The sequence below is a fragment of the uncultured Anaerococcus sp. genome, assembly GCF_963510915.1.
GTDB lineage: Bacteria > Bacillota > Clostridia > Tissierellales > Peptoniphilaceae > Anaerococcus.
This window is the reverse complement of the sequence record NZ_CAUPHG010000013.1, coordinates 1-25,771: the sequence shown is the minus strand read 5'-3', so window position 1 is coordinate 25,771 and position 25,771 is coordinate 1. Positions and strand designations below refer to the sequence as shown.

Here is a 25,771-nt window from a genome sequence, read left to right as displayed (position 1 = left end):
ACAGCCTTCCTTTGTATATCCTAACTGGTCTTACAATCATATTGTCAATCGGTGTTGTGATTTAACTTGGAATAAAGGTAGGCACTGACGGTTCAAGGCTTGATAAGATGGAAGATTTTTCCTTTGAGGAAGACGACAAGTATTGGATTTTAGGAGCTGGATTTTATAACAACCCCGATGATCCTGCCCTTTTTGTGCCAAAAAGAGTGGGAGTTGGCTATACAATAAATATAGGAAGAACAGCAGGTAAAGTAATTATGATTCTCACAGCTCTGATAATTTTATTTTCCTTAGTTTCCTTGTTTATCTATAAATAAGATTTCAACCAGGTCAAAACGACCTGGTTTTTCTAATTTCTATAAATTGAATAAAAGCCTATATTCTAGTAAAATAATAGGAGTTTGAGAGAAGAAAAAGAAAGCGATAATGATGAGAAAAGATATAAAATTAATAGCGTTTGATATAGATGGGACTATTGTCAACAAGGATGATAGGCTTTTAGATGCAACTAAAGATATAATTATTGATTTAAAACAAAGAGGAAAGGAAATTGTCCTTTGCACTGGCAGGACCTTCAATGGATTTTATTGGATAAGAGAAGAGCTCGGTCTTATGGACTTTGACGATTATTCAATCACCTGCACAGGTGCCTTTGTTAGGCAAAATGCCACCGGCAAAGCCCTTATTAAAAAGGTCTTGACAGAAGCAGATGTCAATAAGATTGCATCAAAACTTGATGATGACAGGATTGATGTGACAATTCATACTAGAGATATCCTCTATAACAAGGCGAAGAATCCAAATCAACATTTTCTTAATGACAAGACTAGGATGAGGATGCCTTGGCTAAGATATGAGACTATTAAGGATATCAATGATGATTTGGCAAGAGTTTGTTTTGAAAGTGATATAGAAATTCTTGATGAATTTGAAAAAAGACACAAAGAAGACTTTAATAATTCTTATAAATATATGAGAAATGATAGAAATATCATAGAAATCTTAAATAAAGACGCAGGCAAGTCTGAGACTCTTTTGGATTTAGTAAATATGCTGAATTTGAAATTAGACCAAGTTATGTATTTTGGTGACGGAGTCAATGACATAAAATGCTTAAAGGCTGTAGGAGTCGGAGTTGCCATGGGTAATGCCGTAGAGCAAACCAAACAAGCCGCCGATTTTGTAATTGGAGATAATAACTCACCAGCCATAGCAGAATTTTTGAAAGACTACTTCAATGACTAAATTTGTAGTTTTATCTTCAGGTTCTTCTGGCAATTCAGTCTTTATAGACCATGATGGGACAAAAATATTGGTTGATGCTGGTTTTTCCGGTAGGCAAATCGAAAGGCTCCTAGAAGATATTGGCGAATCTGCGACTAGGCTTGATGGGATTTTTCTAACCCACGAACACGCCGACCATGCCAAGGGTGCGGCAGTTCTTGCCAAGAGATTTAAAATTCCACTATACGCAAACAGGGGTACTTGGAAGGCTATCCTACCAAAGACAAAGAATTTCAAAGAAGAACTCATAGGAGAATTTAAGTCCAACGAGTTTTTAAATTTCAAATCTATGGATATTTATCCGATTTCAACCTACCATGATGCTAATGAACCGGTAGGTTTTATTCTTTATCTTGCCAACAAAAAAATCACCCTCCTAACAGATACAGGGATGATTGACGATAAGATTGCCTACCATATAAAGGGTTCTGACATCTATTATCTAGAGGCCAACCACGACCTTGAGGCCCTAAAAATAGGACCTTATCCCTACAATTTGAAACTCAGGGTCATGGGTAATATGGGTCATTTATCAAATGATCAGGCAGCAGAAATCCTAGGAGATGCCCTAGAAGGCAGGGGAGAAAGTGTTTTTTTATCCCACTTGTCAACAACAAACAACACCGAAGAATTATCCAAAATCACAGTTGAAACCTACCTAAAAAGTCTGGGTCTTGACACAGATAAGGATATTAAACTTGAAGTATCCAAAAGATATGAACCATCAAGGAAAGTAATATTATGACAGACATAAAAGAAATCGAAAAATCTTTAATCAAAAAATATAGGAAAGAACTTTGGTCTCCCTTCATAAAGGCCGTCAAGGAATTTAATTTAATAGAAGAAGGTGATAAGGTAGGCGTGGCCATTTCTGGTGGCAAGGATTCGCTAATTCTCGCCAAACTCATAGAAGAACTCCACAAACATTCGCCAGTCAATTTTGATGTGGAATACCTATCTATGAACCCGGGCTACGACGAGGAAAACCTAAAATTGCTAAAAGAAAACCTAGCTTATCTTGGGATCCCAGCCAAAATCTACGACTCAAAAGTTTTTGACATATCAGAAACCTTGGCAGATGGGGGCAATCCTTGCTATCTTTGTGCGAGGATGAGGAGGGGCTTTCTTTATGCCAAGGCGAAAGAGCTTGGTTGTAACAAATTAGCCTTAGGCCACCACCTAAATGACGTAATAGAAACCATCATGATTAATGTACTTTATGCAGGAAACTACAAGACCATGAAGCCAAAACTCACCGCCCAAAACTTTGATGATATGCTTCTTATAAGACCCCTATATTATCTCAGGGAAGAAGACATAATAAGGTGGAGAAACTTTGCACAACTAAGAGCCTTAGATTGTGCCTGCACAGTTACTAAATCAAGTGAATCCCACACCAGAAAAAAGGTCAAAGACCTTATAGCAGACCTCAAAAAAGAAAATCCAAATGTTGAAATGTCAATCCTAAGAAGCTCGGAAAATGTCAACTGTGACATGGTCCTAGCCTACCAGGTAAAAGGTGAAAAACACTCATTTATGGAGGAATTTATATGATAATCGACCTAATCAAAGTCCTAATTTTATCAATCGTAGAAGGAGTTACAGAATTTTTGCCTGTTTCATCCACAGGGCATTTGATACTTGTAAACCAATTTGTAAAACTTGAGCCAGAAGGCTTTTCCAATGCCTTTAACGTAATTATCCAGTTAGGAGCTATTCTTTCTGTAGTTGTCCTTTATTTTGAAAAGCTAAATCCTTGGACTAAATCCAAGATTAGGCTTCCAAAAAACTACGACGAATTAAACGTCCAATCAAAGGCGTATTTTATCCTAAGCCATCCAGACAAAAAAACCATAAGCTTGTGGCTAAAAGTCATCGTAGGCGTTCTTCCAGCCATGGTTCTGGGGCTTTTATTTGATGACCTAATAGACGCTTACTTATTTAACCCAATGACAGTTGCTGCCATGCTCTTTGTCTGGGGTCTAATTATAATTTTCATTGAAAAGAAAAATAAAAATATCAAATACGAATCCCTAGCAGATGTCCCATACACTACAGTTTTGTTGGTAGGATTTTTTCAATGCCTAGCCATGGTTCCAGGCACATCAAGATCAGCCGCCACCATCATAGGCGCCATGGTCCTAGGCCTAAGTAGACCTGCCGCGGCAGAATTCTCCTTCTTCCTAGCCATCCCAACCATGCTAGGAGCAACCCTTTTGAAATTAGTAAAAAATTTAGGAGGCTTTTCAGGAAACCAATGGTTCTTAATCCTAATAGGCATGGTCCTATCCTTCATAGTAGCCTTCATAGTAATCAAAAAATTCCTAGCCTACGTCAAAAAACACGACTTTATTCCATTTGGAATCTACAGGATAATCCTTGCGCTAATAGTATTTTTATATTTTATAATTCATTAAGAATACTATTGCTTTTTCGTCCGAGACGAAACAATCTTATTATTTTTTATTTTAAATTTTATTTTTATCGTCTAAATAATATCAGCCAGTTACGTGGCTGCTCCGTAATCGGGAGGGACGCTAAGGGACCTTCCGTATGGTCCCTCATCGCTTCCCTCCCGAACCCTCCCTTTCCTTACACCCCCAGACGGCTCCTGCGGAGTGCGAATAAAGTAGCTTGCTATCGCAAGCTTTTTTGTGTAGAGGGAATGACCTTGTATATGAAAACTGTCATTCCCACAGATTCTTTAATCTGCGGGTTGCTAAAAACTGATAACTTGCTACGCTCAAACAATCAGTTTTCTTAACGCAACCCTAGATTAAAAATCATACCCGATAAAGGAGAGAATATTCTCGAAGTTTTAGATTTGCTAGGCTCGTTTGGCTTCGCCAAACATTGCAGGATTGGGGTTATTCTTATACGAAGAGTTTAAAATCTAAAGACCAAGAATTTTAAAATCCCAAGACTCCGTTTAGAAAATTGCACTGACAGTCACTTGTGAATAAAGACTATGTAACTACTGTGAACGAATTTCAAAATTAAGACACAAGTCAGACTAGATCGCAATTTTTAGGGGTCTTGGGATTTTAAAAAGTTAGGATAATAGTATTCTCAAACAGTGGCTCCGCTATACCAACACGTTTGCCGTAGGCAAACTCCATATCCCCCGAGAGGACATAAAAGCCCCTTGATTTGGGGCTTTTATGCCGAAAACATAGTGCGGGAGCACGGAGGAGTTTGCGGAGCAAATGAGTTTTCGGTCGCCCGGAGGGTGTAACGGAAAAGGGGTTTAAGGGGGAAACAGATGAGGGAACGTGCGAAACGTTCCATAGGGTTTCCCCCTTAGAACGAAGATTCAACTGTAAGTAGAATGATATTTTATAATATTAAAGCAAAATTAAATTAAAATTATAAGATGATAATCCTGGATTAATAGTCTCACCTAGTGAAAAAACCCCTCGGGCCTCCCCTTTGAACGGAGCAGTTATGTCAATGACTGAGAAAATCTATCTGATACAGCTAATCTCGGATTAACGAAAAAAAGATAACTTATCTCGGATAAGACACCTTCATAGATTATGGTATAATATTATAAATATAAAAAGAAAAAAGGAGTTATTATGGATTTTTCTTTAGTTCCAGTAGCTGATACTACATTTTTAAACTTTATATACCTAGGCCTTGCTTCTAATAGCAAAACCCTCATCGCTATGTTTAATACTAGGGGTAATACCATGGTCAAGGAATCTATCGCTAAAGACCTTGATATAAAATTATTAGATACAGACTACATAGATGATAAAAAAACATATAAGAGAGCCATTCTTGGAGACTTACTAATAGGCGGTCTTAAATTATCCAAGGTGCCAGTCCTTGTTGCCAAAGATACAGCCTTTGATCTAGGAGCTGACCCCTTTGGCAATACTAACGATTGCGACATGGTCCTAGGTTGGAATGTGATTTCTCAATTTGCATGGAGGGCAAATCCAAAAGAAGGTCGTTTTGAAGTCCAAATATCTGACTTCATGGAGGTAAACAAACAAAAAACCAACCAACCTATTATAAATATAGGCTTTAATGGAAGAATTATAAAAGCTGCCATAGACACATCAAGACCCCTAACAATTATTTCACCAGTCCTTGCCAAAGAAGCTGTGGATTCTAATACAGAAGTAAAAGAAACCCTATCCATGCTTGGCGAATCAATAGATGATGTCACCAATCTCAGCCGTTTTACCTTCACAAATGACAACAAAGAAGTGTCTCTCGGTCTAAGCCAGATTGAAAAAGATTTGGCTAACAAAGATATCCAAGTTGTCTTTGGTGCTGACTTGCTTAGGTCAACAAATTGGGCGATTTACGGGCCAACCGGCTATATTAGGCTTGAAAATTTCTAAAATGTTTACCATAAAAGACCTAGAAAGGACTTTAAAATCCCAAGCTAATCCTGAAAGAGCCATAGCTATGGCATCCTACATGAGAAATAAATTTGATTTTTACGGTATCGCTGCACCTTTGAGGCATGATTTATCCAAGCCCTTTATAAAGAAAGCCAAGGCATCTTCCATAATCGACTGGCAACTTTTGACAGAACTTTTCAGCCATAAATACAGGGAAATCAACTATTTTGGTCTTGATTTATTAAAGAGCCAAAGCCACCTTTTGACCATAGATGATTTTGAAAACCTAATTTCCTTAGCAGAAATTCGTCCTTGGTGGGATACTATTGATAATATAGATTCAATTATAGGTAGGCTTGGCTATGGAAATAAGGATTTTGAAAGAAAAATCCTAGACCTTGCTGAAAACGAAAATTTTTGGCTAAGACGTATAGCTATTGGCCATCAAAGAAAATATAAGGACAAAACTAATTCTAAACTTTTGGAATTAATTATAAAAACCAATCTAAAAATCCCTGCCAAAGACAAGGATGAAAAGTTTTTTATAGACAAGGCGATAGGTTGGGCTTTAAGAGAATATTCTAAGACCAACCCTGCCTGGGTTAGGTCTTTTTTGTATCACCAGGCTAACGATTTATCTGGGCTAACAATTAGAGAAGCAAGCAAATATGTAGAATAACTAAACAAATATTTAGAAATAGTCATAAATATATAATAAAACTAAAATATCTATTGTAAACAATTGAAAATGTGATAAAATATATGTAATCGGAGGATGTTATGAAAAGCAGAAAAAATAATATCGGAATTGGAATCATTTCCGTAGCCTTAGCCCTAGCTATTCCGCTAAATGCTAATGCTGATGAGATTAACCTAACTCCACTTGATGACACTGTTGAACCAAAAAAGCAAGTATTCATCGAAGACAGCGAAATCAGCGAGGAAGTAACCAACCCAACCCCAAACTCAAACTCAAGCTCAACTCCAACACCAACTACCACAAGGGTGAGGACTAATAAGCCTAATTTAAAAATAAATACTAACTACATAAGCAGACAGGGTCAACTCCCAGAAGCAGAGGAAAAGATTGAAATAAATCCACAACCTGTAAGTCTTCGAGTAAATGACCAAAATGGTGAAAAAAAGTCACACCTTGTCTATTCCTTTGATATCCTCGGAGATAAGGCAGTAAAAGAATATACCATATCTGTTTTTGCCCTCAAAGATAGCCAGATAAAAATCCTTGAAGGAGAAGACCTATCTAAGGATCCTGAAAGAATTCTAAATGACGATATCCGAGGATTTAAGCTAAAGACAAAAATCACAGGCACAAGAACCATCAGAGCAAAAGTTGATCTTGACGAAAGCCCTGACCTAGGCACTTATACCATCTATTACATAGTAACGAGTGATGGCAAATCGACTGTCGGCAAAATCGATGCCAACCTTATCAAAGATGACAAGGGTAGGCTTACTATCCTAAAAGAAAAGCCAACAGAAGAAAAACCTTCAGAAGAAAAACCTTCAGAAGAAAAACTAATAGAAGAAAATCAAATAATAGAAAAGGCCAACCCATTTGGGAAACTGCCTTTTAAGACCTATATCCTAAATAATACAGACCAGGATAAAAACCTAACTGACTATATAGACCTTGGGACAAACGACCTAAGCGACTATAAACTGACCCTTAGCTTCATCAACCCAACCACAGATGAAGCCAAGAAGAAAGAAATAACAAAGCCAGAAGATTTTGTAATTCCAGCAAGGTCTATGGCAAGATTTGACCTAAGAGCAAAAAATGTCAAACCTTTAATAAGCGAAGAAGAAATCATAATTAACGACAAAGAGAAAACTTTGGGCAAAAAAACTGAAAATTCACTCATGAATTTCCTAGGACTGCCTGAAGAAAAGCCAAATCAAAAACCAACCGACAATTTAGAAAATAAATTAGTGCAAGTTAAAAACGACCTATACAGACTCTTAAAAGAAAAGAAAAAGTCAGTGGTCGAATTAGATGATCTAACAATCGAAAAAGCTAGGACCCTAACCCAAGCTATCAGAGAAAAAAACAGGCAAATCCAGGAATTGATTCAACAAGTCCTCCTAGATAGTGAACTAGATAGCTTGACCAAGCTTGAAGAAGAAAACCCAGAATTAGCCAAGGAAGAATATAAGAGGATTGCAGACCTTGTCAAAGAAGCGGAAATTGTTAGCGATAAAGCTAGCAACAAGCTAATCGAACTAGACGAAATAATCTACACAGACAATAGCATAGACCCACATCTTGCAAGAAATAGCGGAGGAAAACCTGTCCTAAACCTAGGCAAACTTACTCCCCTAACTACAATATCTGACCTTACAAAGGATTCTCCAACACCAAGCGAAAGGGACTTTTCTACCAAACTAAGAGCAAAACTTGCCCTAGCTGTTAAAAAAATTGAAACAGTTACAATAAGCGAAAAAGATAACCAAAAAGCTTATGAGAAGCCTATTAATGTTAAAGAAGACAAAGAAACAAAAAACGAGATAGAAACTTCCAAAAACCAAGCAGAAAACCCAGAAGCAAAAGAAAATCCTAGCCAAGACTTAAATAAGCCAAAAGCAAATGAAAAAGCCAAGGCAGAGGATATTCAACCAAGCAAGGAAGAAAAGCTAAAGAAGCCTATGGCACCTGCTGATAAAAACGAAACAGACAAAAATACCAAGGCGGAAGAAAAACCTATCCCACTTAAAAATACTAAGGCAGAAGAATTACCAAAGGCAAACCCAAAAGCCAAGGAAGTTAAACCAGGTAAATCTCTAATAAGAAAGACAAAAACTGAGCCAAAAGTAAATACACCTATCTTTGTAAGATACCTTCAAACATTAAATATCAGAAGCAGACTTATAGACAATGAATAAAGTTAAATGAAGGGCAAAACACAAAAGTGTGAGCCCTTTTTTATACCCTTAATCTTTGGATGACAGTCATTTATTCATTCATGAGAAATTATTTATTTAATATCTGTATATTTGATTCAAATTTATAGGCGATATTTAAAAATTTGGTAAAAATCAATATATATAAAAAGGCGATTGACAAGTTTATAAAAAAGGCCCAGCTTCTTATAGATTCTAAAAAAAGATAAGATGCTAAAAACAAGCCAAAACTTTAGCGAATCTGCACTTTAACTCTTGTAAAAAAAGTCAAAATGTTATAAAATAAAGTAAAGAATAAGCAAGAAAAATACCATTGTTGTATTTTATTTATAACAACTATACAAAATATATAAAAAACAATTTGAATTGCTATATAGATAAGGACAAAATTATGAAAACGAGAAAATATCGGATGAAAGTGAATAAATCAAAGATTAAGATCCTATATGAAATTATCGAAAAAGAATCGAAAGGAAGGAGGTCATTATGAAAGGGAAAATTAGTCTACTAACAAGAAAAATATTTGCAAGCATCATAGCCCTAGCTATGTCTATACCACCTACAGCCTTTGCAAATACACCAGAACCAGAAGTATATGATGCTAATTCGTCTATCATGGGTCTTGCTCAAACCAATGAAGAAAAAAGCAAGATAGAAACTGCAGACGACAGTCATCTAGTAAAAGACCTAGGCAATTATAGTCTAGAAATCACATCGAACCTTGATGAGAGCCTAACAAAGATAGACTACACCATCAAGGCCAAGAGAAAAGAAAAACTTGACCAAGCCACAAAGGCAAAACTTTCATTAACCTTAACCAAACTACCAACATCAAATATTAATAACCTAAAACTCCTACAAGCAGACACAGATGTTGATACAAAAGAAGCTGACCCTAAACAAGAAATCCAAAGCCTAACCATCACATCAAAGGCAAATGATGAAATAATCTACAAGCTAAAAGCAGATGTGAACAAGGCAAAAGATCAAAGAACCTATGAATTGATATTGGGTCTAAAAGAAGACGACAAAGAAGCCAAGCTATTTACCTATAGCCTAAAGGCAGAAGCTGGTGCAACCATAGTAGAAAACCAACCTGTAGAAACTATCAAGCTAGTAAGCCAAGAAGAAAAAACTTCACCAGCCAAGGGAGAATTCAAAAAAGAAGGCATCCTCGGCGGTATATTTGCTAGCTATGACACCATCACCTGGACAGACTACATAGTAAACGAAGAAGAGAAAAATAAAGAGCTTGTTTATGACTTTAATCTTGACAAAAACCAAGAAACAACAAACTCACAAATATTCCTAGACTACTATAAGCCAACTGAAAATGGTTTTGAAATCAAAAGGGAATTTTCTCAGACAATAGACTTTGCGAAAAAGATTAAATTTGAAATCCCAGCAGGATACCTAGCCAAATTAAACCTAAAAACAAAAGTCTCAAAGAAAAACACAAAAGTCAAATCATATTCCTTAAATAAAGGCGTGCTAAAAAACCCTATATATATAGAAGGAAATGAAGAGAAAAATTCTGATGACCAAGAAGACCCTCTTACGGTAGAGGAAACTCCAACAGAAAAACCAGCAGAGGAGAAGAAACCATCTACAGAAATCAAAGTAGATGATAAAAATTCAGAAGAAAACAAATCGACTGAAGACAAAAAAGAAGAAAAAACTTCTGACGCACAAATCGTCGTAACAGATGCTAATGGAAATGAAATCCCAGTAGAGGAAAAAATAAATCCTCAAAAAGAAACAATTTCAGCTATTATTCTAAACAAAGATAGCCTAATAGCAAAATTAAAATCAGAAGGCAAACTAATAGGCAATCAAGAATCTCTTATAGAAAGCCTTGCTCAAGATCTTGATTCTTACAACCAAGGCAAGATTACTGACCAAGACCTAAAGGACTTCACAAAAGCCCTAGCAGTCAACAACAAAATTGAAAAATCTGACCTAAGATTTTACCTAGAAGCAATCCTATCTGGACTTAATAAACAAAAAAACAAGGCAGCTAATTTAAACTTTGATGAAATAATCACCTATGCCTATCCAGAAAAGAAAGAAAGCCAAATAAAGGCAGACGACAAGGAAACTCAAGAAAAGCCACAAGACAAAAAAGAAAATCAGACTAAGTATAAGCATTTAGTAGAAAAGTCAGAAAGCAAACCACAAACAGAAAAACAATCAGAAAAGCCTTCCGAAGATAAGAAAGAAAAAGAATCAGCCATCAAAGTCTTTGATGCTAATCTTGACAAGCTAAAAGAAGAAGCAAAAAAGGAAGACAAAAAAGAAGCAGGACTTGTTGAAGGCCTAAAATCCTTATTAGGACAAACAGACCTCCAAAAAGCAGACAAGGAATTAAAGACTGCCCTAGCAGATGAGTCAAAAGGCCTAGAAGAAATCCAAAATCTATTAGATAGCTTTGAGAAAAAATACAAACTCTCAAAAGCCGACCAAGCCAAACTCATGGACGACAACGGCAAAGCTATAAGAGCCCTTATAGTAAAAGACAGGGACGAAAACTTTAGGCCAAATATGTTCATTGACATTGGTGCTGAAAATGTTTCACAACCAGTGGGAGCAGGGCCTAATGAGCTTAACCTAGATGGCAAAAAATTTCATATTATCACTCGTTTTGATACTTCAACAATTGCTGGATCAATACAAGATTACCAATATTTTAATATTCATTTAGATGAAAAACTTACGGTAAAAGATATATCTACCTTAAAACCAATCCAATACAATGGATCTGATATAACTGAACAACCTACATTTGCTAACAATGTAATTACTTATAAATTAAAACAGAATATAAACAAAGACATTAAAGTGCCTTTAGATATACCTGTAGATTACAATCCGGATAAAATTACTTTAGATTCTGACGGAACATTTACAGTTGTAAACAAAGTATCAGGCCTAGGCGTTAAAGCACCTAAGGACCTAATACCTACTAAGGTAAATAAGTATGGTATTGTAACAAATCAAATTATTGAACCTGGTAGAAATGATGTAGAAAAAATAATAGACCCAGGAACAATAGAAGACTATAAGGTAGATGTAGACGGTTGGGCTAGACCTGTAATAGAAAATGGACAATTGGCAGGATATAATTGGACTATTAAAGTTCTATCAAATAATGATTTACAAGGTCTTGGTTATAAGGCAAACTTTACAACAGTAAAGGGATCTGGTCTTGGAAAAATTGAAGATAAGAGCAATCTTGGTCTAACAGGCCAACTTCCTGATGCCTTTGGAATAGTTGACTCGAAACATCATGAAGCAAAACAAGGAATGAAAGAAATAACATATAATCTCTACACGCCTGTCCAAAATAAACAAGCAGCCTACATGATGGACTTTTCTGTAATACTTACAAAGAAAACAGATAAAGCTGGCAATGTTAAAGTCGGAGCAAAGAGATTTACAGTTGAAGACGCCTACAACCAAAACGCCATTGGACAAGCAACTCCAACAAGAGTAGGCATGAATAACAGGACTACAATCCTTGGAGAATTTGCAAAGGCAGATACAGCAAGATGGACTGTAACAGATGGAGTATCAACAGGCGACGACGGCAAGCTACCATTAGCAAATAGAGAGTTTAGCGAAAACCAAACCCCTAACAAATCACAAATGGCAGTTTATGGCCTAGATGCAAATGGAAAAATGGTAAAAAAACAAGGCGTAACTGACCTTAATGGAAACATTCCAGCTGAAGGAACAAAACCTGAAGCAAAACAAGACCCTGGCACAATTGCGGTTTATGAATTTGAAACAGCTTTACAAAACCCGGATACGAAACAGGACTACATTTTAAATGGAGTTTCAATTTCTAAGTATAGAGATCTATATGTAACTCAAATTTGGAACTTGCCTGTAGAACAAAAACACCGTAAAATGCCTAAGCAAACGATAAAGGCAGTAGCAACAAATAATCCTAATACAACCTTAGGTTCAGTAGACCTTGAAGAAGAAACTCTCGCCGAAGGAAAAACTGAAAGATTAGTTACCATTCCAAATGTAAGATATTGGGATATTGTTGGTAATGGCAATGCAAAAAATATAGATTACAAGATAGAACAAACCTTACCTTCAGGAACAGTAAATATTAATGGAACAAATTATAAGTATGTAGAAAATGCCAACTACTATAGACCTGATTACAATGATCAACTAATAAGGAACACTTTAATAACAGCAGAAGAACAAAATCCTGTTACATTTAAAGTTAAGAAAGTCGATATTAAGACTGGTAAGGGATTGGCAGGTGCAAGGTTCAAGTTATGGAAAGCAGATATTGAAGTAACTACAGATGCAAGTGGAGAGGCAACTTTTACAAATATAGTTCCAGATAATTATCAACTTATTGAAACAAAAGCACCAAATGGATACAAGATAGATCAACAAAACAAGGCTATAACCATAACTAAGGATGGCAAAATAAGTTTAAGTGGAAACAATGCAACCATTACACAAGGTATTGGTAAAACTGAGACGATATCAGACCCAAAATATCCTGACTACATGAATGTTATGCACTATGGCAAGCTTTATAAAAATGGAAACTTAGAATTTTATATCTATCTAAAGGCACTTGACCAACAACGTGGTGGTAATACTGATAGAAAGACTAGATTAAACATAGACATACCAGGTGTAAACATTAGCGATGTAGCTGTGTTTGATGTAAACCAAGGACAAAGACCATATATAAGAAAGGCAATGGAAGATCAAAATGTAGATAATATGGTACAAAACCTTGGAATTAGCGTACTAAATAGAAAAAACACTAATTTAATAGAAGGAAAACCTCTAACAAAGCCAGACCCATATACAAAAAAAACTGGTTATCAAATTACCTTCCCAAAAGAAAGATTTAAAGATTATTGGGGATTCTTGGTAAGAGTAAAAGCAAATGTAGGAAGTAACACAGATACTAAAACAGTATCCTATGATTGGCTAACAGATAAGGATACAGCAAGCAACTCAAAAATCAGGACAGATGAAACCCTAAGCAGTAATATAGGCCAACAAGACCTACCAACTATTACCATAACCAACGAGGAATTCAAAAAGAGTCCAATTGAAATAACAAAATTTGGCGACGAAATCAAAGATGTGACCGTAGGTGAAAAGAAAACTAAAAAGAGAAATGTACTTGCTGGGGCAGAATTCACCTTAAAAGATAAAGATGGAAACCCAATCGCAACTAAGATTACTGATGATTCTGGTAAGGCTAACTTCGGGGATTATCCAACAGGCACATATATTTTAGAAGAAACTCAAGCACCTAATGGTCATGAAAAATCCAAGGTATATTTTGAAGTAACAGTCAATGAAAAGGGAGAAGTAACATACAATCCTAAGTATCTTACAGGATCTGGGGATCCTATAATTGGTGAAGAATACGATATTCAAAAGACCTTACAAGATCAAAAAACTTTAAAATCACCAATTACAAATGTAAGTCAGAGATTTGAAATTGATGAAGATAAGGCAAGCAGTTGGGGTACTCAAAAGGGAGTATGGGAGGCTTACAGATTTGAATCTTTAATGTACCACGCAGATATATCCTTCAGCGAAGCAAAGCCTGGTCAAATATTTGAAATTCAGTTTGATAAAAACCTCGACTTTACTCAATATTCAAGCGAGTTTCCTAAAATTAAGGGCAATAAAGGTGAAGATATAGCAGAACCTTACTTTGATTACAAGACAAATCTATTGACCTATGTATTTAACAACAATGCACCGAACGCACCTGTTATAGCAAGTCTTGAAATAAAAGGCATAATACCATCCAAGTTCTATGCGAAAAACTCAGGAGATTATTACTTTACAATCGAAGTTGGACCTGGTATGACTGGTATCACAGGAACTCCGAAAATAGATAACCAAAAAATAACAGCCTACTACGATACCTATGATAGACAAACTAGACCGACACAAGCCTATTATTTTAGAGATATTTATAAGCAAGGCAATGACTGGTATATAACAGCTATAGCTTATTACAACCCTGAAGCCAACTATACAGGCGACGGTAGGACACTAGCATTTAATTGGATGTCAACAAGATACAACTCAAGCTATTCTATTGCCTTCCAAGAAGGTGTGGGAGTTAAACCGGCGTTCGATTTAATAGATGTAAAAGTATATCGTACAGAGCCAAATATAAGGAATATTAATGGAACAATTATAAATGAGAACATGCCCCTATCCTTTGGGGTGAGACCAGAGCAAGATCCAAATAATTATTATTTGGTAAACCACACACCTATAAATCCTAAAAGTTCTATTACAAACTCTACTAATGGTGTTTATCTGAAATATGATCCAAGTCAAATAACGTCAACAGGAGGTATCTACGAAAAGAGCCCATTAACTGTAGCAATGCCGAGGGTAGGTAGATACAGAGAAGGTTATCTAGTTGAGCAAACATTTAAAGTTACAAATTTAAAAGACTTTGTAAACTTATCGAGAGCCTTCTATATGGACAATGGTAAACCTAATTATCAAAGGTCGGCTTTTATCACAAGTGCTAACTTCAACCAAGCAAAAGTAGACCAGGTAGGAGCAGAAATACCAAGTAGCTATAAAGAAGATGTTGGTTTAATAAATAAGAAGTATAAACCAGGACAATTTAAAATCATAAAGACAGACGAATTAACTGGAGAAAAACTTAAAGATGCAAGCTTCGCCTTAAGAGATGCAGATGGGAAAATTATCAATAGAACATCAGACTCTAATGGAAAAATTATATTTGATAACCTTGCACCAGGAAGATATACACTTAAAGAAACTAAGGCACCAGAAAAACACACACCTTCAAATATAGAGTGGCAAATCACTGTATTTAGAGATGGAAGTGTGAAAATTGTAGAGACATCAGTTTCAGGTTCAGGACAAATCTATGAAGGTAACAATGATAAAATAATTACTTTGCCGGTAACAAATAGACCTGTAGGAACCAACTTCCAAGTATTTAAAAAAGATGGAGATGGTACACCACTAAAGGGTGCTAAATTTAAAATTACAAAACAAGTTAATAGTGGTGAAAAAGAATATACCGATGCAAAAGTTTCTGACAAAAACGGTACTGTAAACTTCGAACAGAATCTTACACAAGGAACCTATATTATAGAAGAAATTGAAGCACCGGATGGATACAAAAAATTAGACAAAAAATGGGTTCTTGTTATTGATGATAAAGGTAATAAAAAAGTTTATAACTACAGAGACCAATCTGGTAATAAACCTAAATTAAATTCTATCTTGGAACAAGACAAGGTAAATTGGGTAGATGTAGCTGGAAGATCTCTTGAGGGCTGGAGTTTATACGACAATAGACGTACAGGTTGGACAGGCAACTATCCTACACCATATAAGATGGGTACAAGAATTGTAGCTATCAATAGAAATCCTGGACAAGGTCAAAAACCTTATGTAATTCAAAGATATGTAATTAACCCAGAATCAAAATCTATTGAGAAAACTTCAGGTACAATCCACAGAGAAAGACTTAACGACCCTAATATGGATTGGTACAATGACAATGCAGTAGCAGAAAGAGACTATCAAGTATTTAAGCTTGACAAAGCTGTTACAGGACAAATCTCAGACATCAGACTTGCTGAATACAATCCGACAAATATAACAGGAGATGTTAGAGCTAGCTTAGATGAATCGCATTATAATGAGAAAAGATTAAAACTAGAATTTCCAAAGACAGACAAGCCACTTGTTATTGATATTAAAGTTCCATACAAGGAAGAATATGGTGGAGTTGGTACTGGTATGGACTGGACTGAAAATGGAACAATCTATTGGAAGTCCGACTTCTATGAAAGAGCTGATATTATAAAAGAATCAGGCCCAGTTCTAGAACAATCCACAGGTATCCAAGGTTCCTATATATCAGATAACTCATTAGAAGTAACCAACGACCTTAAAACTTATGACTTTAAAATCAAAAAGTATAAAGAAGGCGAACCTAACACATTAATTGAAGGAGCAGTCTTTAAGCTAACTGGTCCAGATGGTAGTTCAGAAGAAAGAATTATGACAACTGGAAAAGATGGAATGATTTCTTTTGAAAAGCTAAAACCAGGAACTTATAAACTAAATGAGGAGACACCAGCACCAGGTTATAAAAAAGTCGACAAGACTTGGATAGTAACAGTTGGAAAAGACGGCAAGACTTATATTAAAGAAGATAAGAGTCAAAAACAAGCAGCAGCTCTTCAAACAAGATCGCTTCAAGATGACGAATCCTTTACAATAGGATTAGATGATGACAAATATGCACAATCAAATGCCAAAGTAAACTCTGTAGTATTCAAATCAGAAGTAGAGAAGAAGGAAAAATCTCTAAGGGAAGAAATGAATGCAATTTATGGAAGCCAAGACCTATATAATAGGATTTCTAATGGTGCTTCTATCAGAGAAGTTGCCATGGCACCATATAGCTTTGGACAAGATGGATTAGAAATCTCTGATGAGATAGTACCAGGACCACAAAGAGCAGCAGACGATTGGGAAATTGTAGACCATGAAAATAGGTCAAGAAATAGAGCTGGAAAGCTAAGCGCTTCCTACAGTCAAACTAAGATTACTGCAATCAATAAGGTTGAAAAGAGATTTAGACAAGTTTTCTTAATAAAAAATGCTGAATTTTTATATAGGTCGAATGCTCAATTCTATAGAGAACCAGAGAGATCAAAATATGGTTTAAAATATAATGACGGGACAATATTTAGAATTTTTAAGGTTGCAAATGGATCTACTATTGATGGACCTCTTAATAAGAATGATGTAACATCAACTAATAGTCCTGGCAATATACCTGGTTCCGGAAAAATTGCAGAAGGGCCTGATAAAGGCAAGGATAAACCTGATAGAATAAGAGCTTTTTTAGAAAGAGTAAAAGATAGGTATAGCGGACCTTACTATATTGAAATAGAAACATCCTATGACCCAAGCAAGGGAGTGGGAATTGGATTAGACTATATTTATGGTTCTTATAGCGGAGATAAAGATTGGATTAAAGACTCCTATATTAATGAATCAGACATCAACTACAAGCATCTAATAACTACAAGTACTTCACAAGGTGGAAGATTAGAAATTGTTCCTTATGAAGAAAAGGGCAAACAGGTTACCTTGACAATAAGACCTAGCACAGGATATGAACTTGATACTTTAACCGTAACTGACAGAAAAGGAAATCCTATAAGTGTGTCCGGCGGCAATCCGAAGACATTTACAATGCCTGATATGGATGTATATGTTAATGCTACATTCAAACAAATGGAGTCCCAACTAAACGATATAATCATAGATCCTAACATGAAAAACGGTAAAGTTACCAGTGACAAAGATAAAGCACGTGCAGGAGAAGGATTCATGTTAACCGTAACACCGGATCCTGGTTATAAATTACAACGACTTTATATAAATGGACCTGGATCAGATTACACACGAGCTGTCGAAAATGGGAAAGTAGTTATCACAATGGGTAACTTTAGAGCTGATGTGTATGCGGACTTTGTAAGGGATCCAAATTATGCCCTAATAAGCTTTGAACCAAATGGTGGAAGCGGAACTATGAAAAAAGAAGCGGTACCTTGGAATTCAGCTTATACTATTCCACAAAATGGTTTCACACCGCCTTCAGGCAAGATATTCTATGCTTGGAATATAAATGGAGGGGCTTATTCACCTGGCACAACAATTACAGCTAACTATGACTGGACATTATCAGCTATATGGGTAGATAGACCTACAAAAACTGCAACAGTTACATTCTTACCGAATGGTGGAAGCGGCAGCATGGCAGTACAAACTGTAGAAAAAGGCAAATCTTACACATTGCCAAAGTGTACTTTCACAGCACCAGCCGGACAAGAGTTTGACAAATGGGAAGTAGATGGAAGCTACTACAATGTAGGCGAGGCTATCACTGTTAACGCAAACACAAATGTCAAAGCAACTTGGAAAGATATAATAGTTACAGGCATAAGGGTTAACAGCACAAACCATAAGACAGATTACAAAGTTGGAGAAGCTCTTGATGTAACTAATCTGACTATAGAAGTATCAAAGTCAGATGGAAACACAGAAACAGTAAATGTAACTTCAGACATGGTTACAGGATTTAATTCTTCCCGAGAAGCAACAAATCAAACCTTGACAATAACCTACCAAGAAAAGACTACAACTTATAATGTCAGCATTAAGAAAGATACACCTCAACAGACAAGCCATAGTATAGGTATTGTTCCTAACACGGAACACGGCTCAATTTCTGCACCGACTTCAGCTGAAAGCGGAACTACAGTGACAGTAACTGTAACTCCTGAAGAAGGTTATACAATTGATAATATTGAAGTCCAAGATAGAAACGGAAACAAATTATCACAAGTAGATACTTCTAATAACACTTTCACAATGCCAAATAGCGATGTTTTCCTAAAGGCAACTTTCAAACTTAAGGATAAAACACCATATGACATCACTGTAGAACAAACACCAGGCGGTAATGTTACAATCGATGGCAACAAGACAAAGGCAGTTGAAGGAGAAGAAATTAAAATTAATGTTACTCCTCAACAAGGCTATGAAGTTGGTCAGGTTACTCTAAATAATCAAGTAATACTTCCACAAAATGGCGAGTATAAATTTAAGATGCCACCTAATGCCGTTAAGGTAAGAGCAACCTTTAACCCAATTAGCCAACAAACTTATGCCATAAATATAGATGGAGATAATACCAAGGGTTGGATAAGTGTAGATGACCCTCAAAGTCGACAAGCAAAAGCTGGACAAGAGGTTAGGTTTACAGTTAAACCTAATACAGACTACAAGGTTAAAACAGTTAAAATTACAAAACCTGGCAGCAGCGTTCCATTGAATACATTAGTATTTAATGGAAAGACCGGTACATTTACAATGCCTGCCCATGCGGTGTATATAAAAGTAACTTATGAAGATTACAAACCACCAGAAGGAACTTATTTAGTAACTTTAGGTACTGGAATTAGTGGAGGAACATTTGAATTTGAGCCAAGTGAAGCTAAAGCTGGAGAAAAGATAAGACTTACAGTCCTACCTAAACCGGGATACAAGGTTAATAGCTACAAGGTAACAACAGCTCAAGGTGGAGTTAATGTACCTATAGAATCTGATGAACAAGGTCTATACTTCATAATGCCTAAAGCCGATGTTTCAGTTAACGGAAAATTTGATTGGGTTGGAACAAATGCAGGGGCTTATGAAGTTAAACTTTCATCACCGGAACACGGAACTCTTAGCGCAAACTTCTCAAAGGCAAATGCCGGAGATGAAATTTATCTAACCACTAAGCCGGACAAGGGTTATGCTTTAGATTCCTTAACAGTAACAAAAGATGACGGGACAACAGTAGACTTAAAGGGCAATAAATTTAAAATGCCTACATCTGGAGTAAGTGTTAAAGCAAGCTTTAAAGAGGTAGGAGAAGAAATACCTCCAGATGGTTTTGCAGGAATACCTAATAAACAAATAGGTATTGAACTAAAGATACTAAAGAGAAACAATAGGAACCAACCACTCCAAGGTGGAGTTTTCACTCTTAAAAAAGCTAAAGATAGCAGCTATAAAGAATTTGAAGAAAACTTCGGAATTATTACAGCCCTTTCTGATGAAAAAGGTAATGTAATATTTAAGAAGAATGGAGAAAATGTAGTTTTACCTAAGGGTTATTACCAACTTGATGAAACACAAGCACCACTTGGTTATAAGACTCCAAAAGCGCCTTGGAAGATTGAAGTTTATGAAGAAAATGGTCAGCTAAAGGCTAGATACAATGGTCCTGATGACACGCCATCTAACTTCATAAATAACGCGGGTTCACAAGATGCAAACAGTACAACATTAACTAATAAGAGCGGTATTAAGTATAAGTCAAGGATGATTTACATCAGTCCTCAATCAAAGACTTATATCCAAAGAATTTTTATAGACACCAGAGGTGCAAGTTCAGACGTAGTAAACGTTCAAATCAATCCTGTAGACAAGAGAGAAGAACGTGATACTGCGGGACAATTACCGAGAACATTAACACCTGGTGTTAAGACAGCCTATAGGTCAACCTATAAGATTTCTGATGCAAAGGAAAATTATTCAGAAACTGAGTTGGACGAAATTTTAAAATATTATGACCTATTAAAGCCAAATGTCACTATGATTAACACTGCAAGGTGGAGACCTTTTGACTGGGGCTTTGACGAAGACCAACTCAACCTAAAAAGAGGAGTCTACTATATAGATGTGGAAGGCTTCTATGATGACAATATTATCGAAAAAAAGAATGGCGAAATTAAACTTAAAGTCGACTTCTACGAGGGAGAGAGAAAATTCCAACAAGCCAACAAGGATGGCAATGGTGGAATTAAATGGGAAGATGTATATCACGGATCCTACCAACAAGGTAATATAAACCTTGGATTGAAGGGACAGATAGAAGGCGAAAAATATGATCAAGCTCTAGGCAAGAAGGGCGGTCGTATATTCCCTGCACTTGATAAAGGTAAAATTGACACAGCTATAACAAAAGTAAGCATTAAAAGTCTTTATTCATCAGATGCAATTAAACACATACCACAAGAGGGAATGAGGATTGTAAATGATGAAGAAACTTATAATGTAACCTTCTCAAAGCACGGTCAAGATGACCCTAATGAAAAAATAGATGGTGAAGAAGTAACAAAGAGAAGGCTTGAAGGTGCAGTATTCAAGCTTGAAAAAGCAAGAGGTACAACTTGGGATGATGTAGATAAGTCCTATGTTGCATCAGCCTTCAATGGTTTCTTCGGCTTTAGAGGACTTGGTCCAGGACGTTACAGACTAATAGAAGTTAAAGCACCAGAAGGATATGCCCCTATAAAAGGACCACTCCTATACTTTACAATAGAAACTGTAAGTATAACTTCAGGACAATTAGCAAATCCGAAGACAGGTAGAAACGTGGACATAGATGCTGTAGATTTTATTTTCCCGGGTGAGAAAAAAGGTTATAAGTTTAAAGACCTTGATATGCTTGTCCCTGAAACTGGAAAGACTATTAAGATTTCAGAAGCATCTAACATTGATATTGCAACTACAGATATAGTAAATCCTGTTACTAATAAAAAGGTAAAATTAAAAGACCTTACTATAGGTTTCGAGAAGAATAAGGCAGGCGAATATGGATACACTTACAAGGTAAGTGAAATTCAAATCGTTCCTAAGGCAAATGGTTATATATCTTTAGAGTATGACAAGGCAAATGGAGTTTACCAATATATTCCGGAAAAAGGAAAGTTAGTAGACTATGTAACCAGCGCTACTGCCAAGAACATGGGTAAGATTGTCAATAAAAAACCTGGCAAGGGTGGCGTAAAGATAAGAAAAATCGACCAAGCTGGTAATCTAATAAAAGCTAATGGAGATTTAAAACCGGGCGCTGTATTTAAAGCAACTAACACAAAAACAGGAAGTTACCAAACAGGAACTGTAAATGAAGAAGGTATTGCAGAAATTGATAATTTAACAATAGGTCACTACACCTTAGAGGAAGTAACATCACCTAAGGGTCATATCAACACTAACCAAGTATGGCACTTCACAGTAGGTGGTAAAGACCTTGACCCTTATGCAGGAGATATAGAAGCAACAGGGGATAATTTGACAAGTAAGATTAGCGTTGAGTCATCAGAATTAAAAGTTCTAAGACCTGATCCGAAAGATGCTGAAAAGTATAAAAATGAAGGCAATACAGTTATAAGACCACACACCGGTCAAAGTTTAGAGTTTAGTAACAAATTTAAACTTGCTGAAAATACAAAGATAAAACCAGGCGATTATTTCGACTTAAAATTAAGCAACAATATTTCATTAAACGGTATCTTTGTAGACAGTACAGAAAGTCTTGACCTATTTGCTGATGGCGTTGGAACAATAGCAAAGGCAACATATTATAAAGACACTAATACTAACACTAAGTATATAAGATATGTCTTTACAGACTATGCAAAGACTTACACCATGGTTGACTTTACCAGCAAGTTGATAGCCTTTATAGACCTTAATGAGGTAAAGACATCTCAAAATAATATTAAAGTCGGCATAGGCACAAATGGTGATACAAGTAAATACAAGGACATTAAGTTAACTTATGACCTTGGAATTCAAAGTCGAACCCTATATGGAAATAACTTAAACATCACTTCAAAGATAGTAAGTTATGATCCGAACACAGGCGATTTTGTTCACTACTACTATATAAATAGGAACAAGACATCTAACACAGGATGCAACTTCTACTATTATCCAAATCAAGATGTAAAAGACCTTGAAATTAGATATATAAAGCTAAAGGACAATTCTAATACAAATATAGCAAAAGATATGCCTGAGTCCTTTGGAGTAGATGAAAAAAGTAAAAACTTAGAAATCTCAAGAGTTATGAGATCAAGAACTCTTTTGAGAGTTAATGAAAAAGAAGACTTGAAATTTACTGGTGGTATAGGAAAGGACGATTCTTATATTATCAAGGTTACTGGTACCGTAGCAGGAAAAGACAAAACAGCCTACGGAGGAGCCGGCGAGCTTAAAGCAGTTTACTCAGACGGAGGATCTGTTAGTGTAAACAGGTGGGATAAGGTCTACGGATTTAAGAACGAAGGGCTTTCAAAGGCTGAATTCGTAATCTCAGCAGTAAACCCAGACAATGTTATCAAGCTTAAGAAAGTAAACCAAAACGACCTTGCCCTTGCAGGTGCACAATTTATTATTAAAAAGAAAACAACAAACTCCAATGGCGACACAGTTTGGGATGCAACAGGCGATCAAGCAATATCTGATGCATCAGGTTTACTTGAATTTAGAAACATAGATCCAGGAGAATACAGAATTGAAGAAGCAAAGGCGCCTGATGGATATGATGAAATCAGCGGACCTTTAGTAGAGTTCAGAGTTGATAAGGACGGAAAAATCTACAGAAAAGTTCCTGTTATAAATAAGCAGGGCGAAATCGTCAAAGAAAACGGAGTTACAAAAACTGTAGAAGTAGAAGAACCTGGTATTGTGCCGATAGAAATCGTCAACAAGAAGGGACACTTAATTAAGTTCAAGAAAGTTGACGGAGTAGACAGAAAAATAGGTCTTCAAGGTGCAGAATTTGAAGTGTACTACAAGGATAAGGCAGACAACACAGCCGACTACTCTAATAAAAACATTAAACTTTATGAAAAAGAAACAGAAGGAGTAGTAAAAGAAAGGCGAGTTCTAAAAGCTGGCGAAGCACTACCTAAGGGCTTTACTGAAGTACAATTCTTTACATCAGGTAAAGATGGTGAGCTAGACTTCTATGTATATGACGATGGATTCTATGCCCTAAAAGAAAAAAAGGCACCTAATGGATATACAAAAATCCCAGGCTGGATTAAAGAATTTAAGTTAGAAAAAGGCGAAATCAAAGTCTTTGACAAAGACTATGTAAAACCGAAAGAATCTAACTTGGCAAAAGGTCCTCAAAATATGCTAACAAGTGAAACTATAAGTGTGGATAAGATAAACAACACCTTTACACAAAGAATTGTTATAAATCCAAACCACAGTAGTTTGACTTTTGACGAATATGATACTCATTTAAGACTTTATGTAGATGGCTGGAATGTAGATGATGACTATAGACTTATTAAAGTAGCTGTTCTTGATAAGGACAAATCTATTAAGAATCTTACTTCATCAGAATTCAGGGATGTTTCTACAAGTGACTATAAAACAGAAGCAAATCCATTAAAATATCAACTAAAAGAAATGTATGGTTCTAACAACTATACAAGGCCAAATCCAGACGGAAGCAATTTGGTAACAGAGAAAGCCATAGTTGTTGATATAGTTGGAAAACTTAATGACCCTAGTGCAAAACAAGGAGATTTAAAAGTAGATGTTTACAATAATGCCTTCGGTAAAATGATTGATGAAGTGACTTGCAAGGTTGACTTGACAGAAAAACCAGAAATAAAAGGCGACTATGTAACACCACCTACGGATACAACAACAAACAACCTAATGGAAATAGAAAACTATAAGGTGGAACTACCAAAGGCCTTTAGTACAAATGCTTGGATAGGTTACACAATCGGAGGACTATTAGTAATGATAGCCGCCGCCTATATATACCATAGAAAGAGGCAAGCGGTATGACAATACTAATAAACAAGGACACCCACCCACCGTGACGAGCTAGTGTCATTCTGAGCACCCAAATGTCATTCTGAGCGGAAGCGAAGAATCCCACAAATGCGGGACCAGAATAAACGAAGAGATCCCACATTCAAAGGATTCTTCGTCACTTCGTTCCTCAGAATGACAACGTAGGTGTATAGGATGACATCAATCCGTCATTCTGAGCGGAAGCGAAGAATCTCACAAAGGCGGGACATCTAAAACGAAGCAAAAACCGCAAAGTAAGAAAAGAGGAAAAAATGTATTACGTTTATATAATAACCAATAAATACAATCGCGTCATATATACAGGCATAACAAACAACCTAGAAAGGCGAATGTATGAATATAGACATAATACCGACAAGAAGAGTTTTACTTATAGATATAATATAAAAAAACTTGTTTACTTTGAGGAAGGACAATCAGCAGAAGGAGCAATCAGAAGGGAAAAACAAATCAAAGGTTATGTAAGACAAAAGAAACTAGACCTCATAAACAAAATGAATCCCGAATGGAAAGACCTCTCAGCTGATTGGTCAATCTAAAAAAAGTGTAACACTGAGTATCCAAGTGTCATTCTGAGCACCCCTCGTGTCATTCTGAGCGATAGCGAAGAATCCCATAAACTCGGGACATCTAAAACGAAGAAAACACTAAAGTGTCATTCTGAGCGATAGCGAAGAATCCCACAAAGGCGGGACATCTAAAACGAAGAGATCCTGCATTCACAAGATTCTTCGTCACTGCGTTCCTCAGAATGACAGTGGGGGAAACAACAGTGTCATTCTGAGCGTAGCGAAGAATCTCACAAACTCGGGACATCTCAAACGAAGTAACTACCCAAGAGTCATTCTGAGCGATAGCGAAGAATCCCACAAAGGCGAGATATCTCAAACGAAGAGATCCTGCATTCACAAGATTCTTCGTCACTGCGTTCCTCAGAATGA

The 25,771-nt window shown here is 36.2% G+C and carries 10 protein-coding genes; all 10 read left to right on the top strand.

Translation table 11 applies throughout. The annotated features are described in order from the left end of the window. Positions 1-107 precede the first annotated feature (107 nt). The 10 genes from RQ893_RS02255 to RQ893_RS02210 all read left to right on the top strand — a co-directional run bounded on the left by RQ893_RS02255 (position 108) and on the right by RQ893_RS02210 (position 25,369). Positions 108-317 carry a DUF5808 domain-containing protein gene (locus RQ893_RS02255; RefSeq protein ID WP_311481427.1) on the top strand — a complete coding sequence of 70 codons (210 nt, stop codon included), beginning with the start codon at positions 108-110 and terminating at the stop codon, positions 315-317. Between the two features lie 112 nt (positions 318-429). After that, complete coding sequence (locus RQ893_RS02250) at positions 430-1,245, top strand: Cof-type HAD-IIB family hydrolase (RefSeq protein WP_311481426.1); 816 nt, start codon at positions 430-432, stop codon at positions 1,243-1,245. Further along, positions 1,238-2,029 (top strand): MBL fold metallo-hydrolase, encoded by a 792-nt coding sequence (locus RQ893_RS02245; protein ID WP_311481425.1) that lies wholly within the window; start codon positions 1,238-1,240, stop codon positions 2,027-2,029. Before RQ893_RS02250 ends, RQ893_RS02245 begins: the two co-directional genes overlap by 8 nt. After that, complete coding sequence (locus RQ893_RS02240) at positions 2,026-2,838, top strand: ATP-binding protein (RefSeq protein WP_311481424.1); 813 nt, start codon at positions 2,026-2,028, stop codon at positions 2,836-2,838. The genes RQ893_RS02245 and RQ893_RS02240 overlap by 4 nt, the downstream gene beginning before the upstream one ends. Beyond that, positions 2,835-3,701 carry an undecaprenyl-diphosphate phosphatase gene (locus tag RQ893_RS02235; protein ID WP_311481423.1) on the top strand — a complete coding sequence of 289 codons (867 nt, stop codon included), beginning with the start codon at positions 2,835-2,837 and terminating at the stop codon, positions 3,699-3,701. Before RQ893_RS02240 ends, RQ893_RS02235 begins: the two co-directional genes overlap by 4 nt. Before the next feature lie 1,161 nt (positions 3,702-4,862). After that, the gene (locus RQ893_RS02230) at positions 4,863-5,639 is read left to right on the top strand and encodes a hypothetical protein (RefSeq protein ID WP_311481422.1); all 777 of its coding nucleotides are present in this window, start codon (positions 4,863-4,865) and stop codon (positions 5,637-5,639) included. Next, entirely contained in the window at positions 5,626-6,321 is a 696-nt protein-coding gene (locus tag RQ893_RS02225; protein WP_311481421.1) for a DNA alkylation repair protein, read from the top strand. Before RQ893_RS02230 ends, RQ893_RS02225 begins: the two co-directional genes overlap by 14 nt. Before the next feature lie 101 nt (positions 6,322-6,422). Next, a complete protein-coding gene (locus tag RQ893_RS02220; RefSeq protein WP_311481420.1) occupies positions 6,423-8,543 on the top strand; it encodes a hypothetical protein in 2,121 nt (706 codons plus the stop codon). Positions 8,544-9,047: 504 nt separating this feature from the next. After that, on the top strand, positions 9,048-24,800 hold the full coding sequence (locus RQ893_RS02215) for a SpaA isopeptide-forming pilin-related protein (protein ID WP_311481419.1): 15,753 nt from the start codon (positions 9,048-9,050) through the stop codon (positions 24,798-24,800). A 281-nt stretch (positions 24,801-25,081) separates the two neighbouring features. Then, entirely contained in the window at positions 25,082-25,369 is a 288-nt protein-coding gene (locus RQ893_RS02210) for a GIY-YIG nuclease family protein (protein WP_311481418.1), read from the top strand. Positions 25,370-25,771 lie beyond the last annotated feature (402 nt).

Bases quoted from the DNA above. Each gene is read 5' to 3' on its own strand.
- RQ893_RS02255 (WP_311481427.1), top strand. From the start codon at position 108: ATGGAAGATTTTTCCTTTGAGGAAGACGACAAGTATTGGATTTTAGGA.
- RQ893_RS02250 (WP_311481426.1), top strand. From the start codon at position 430: ATGAGAAAAGATATAAAATTAATAGCGTTTGATATAGATGGGACTATT.
- RQ893_RS02245 (WP_311481425.1), top strand. From the start codon at position 1,238: ATGACTAAATTTGTAGTTTTATCTTCAGGTTCTTCTGGCAATTCAGTC.
- RQ893_RS02240 (WP_311481424.1), top strand. From the start codon at position 2,026: ATGACAGACATAAAAGAAATCGAAAAATCTTTAATCAAAAAATATAGG.
- RQ893_RS02235 (WP_311481423.1), top strand. From the start codon at position 2,835: ATGATAATCGACCTAATCAAAGTCCTAATTTTATCAATCGTAGAAGGA.
- RQ893_RS02230 (WP_311481422.1), top strand. From the start codon at position 4,863: ATGGATTTTTCTTTAGTTCCAGTAGCTGATACTACATTTTTAAACTTT.
- RQ893_RS02220 (WP_311481420.1), top strand. From the start codon at position 6,423: ATGAAAAGCAGAAAAAATAATATCGGAATTGGAATCATTTCCGTAGCC.
- RQ893_RS02215 (WP_311481419.1), top strand. From the start codon at position 9,048: ATGAAAGGGAAAATTAGTCTACTAACAAGAAAAATATTTGCAAGCATC.
- RQ893_RS02210 (WP_311481418.1), top strand. From the start codon at position 25,082: ATGTATTACGTTTATATAATAACCAATAAATACAATCGCGTCATATAT.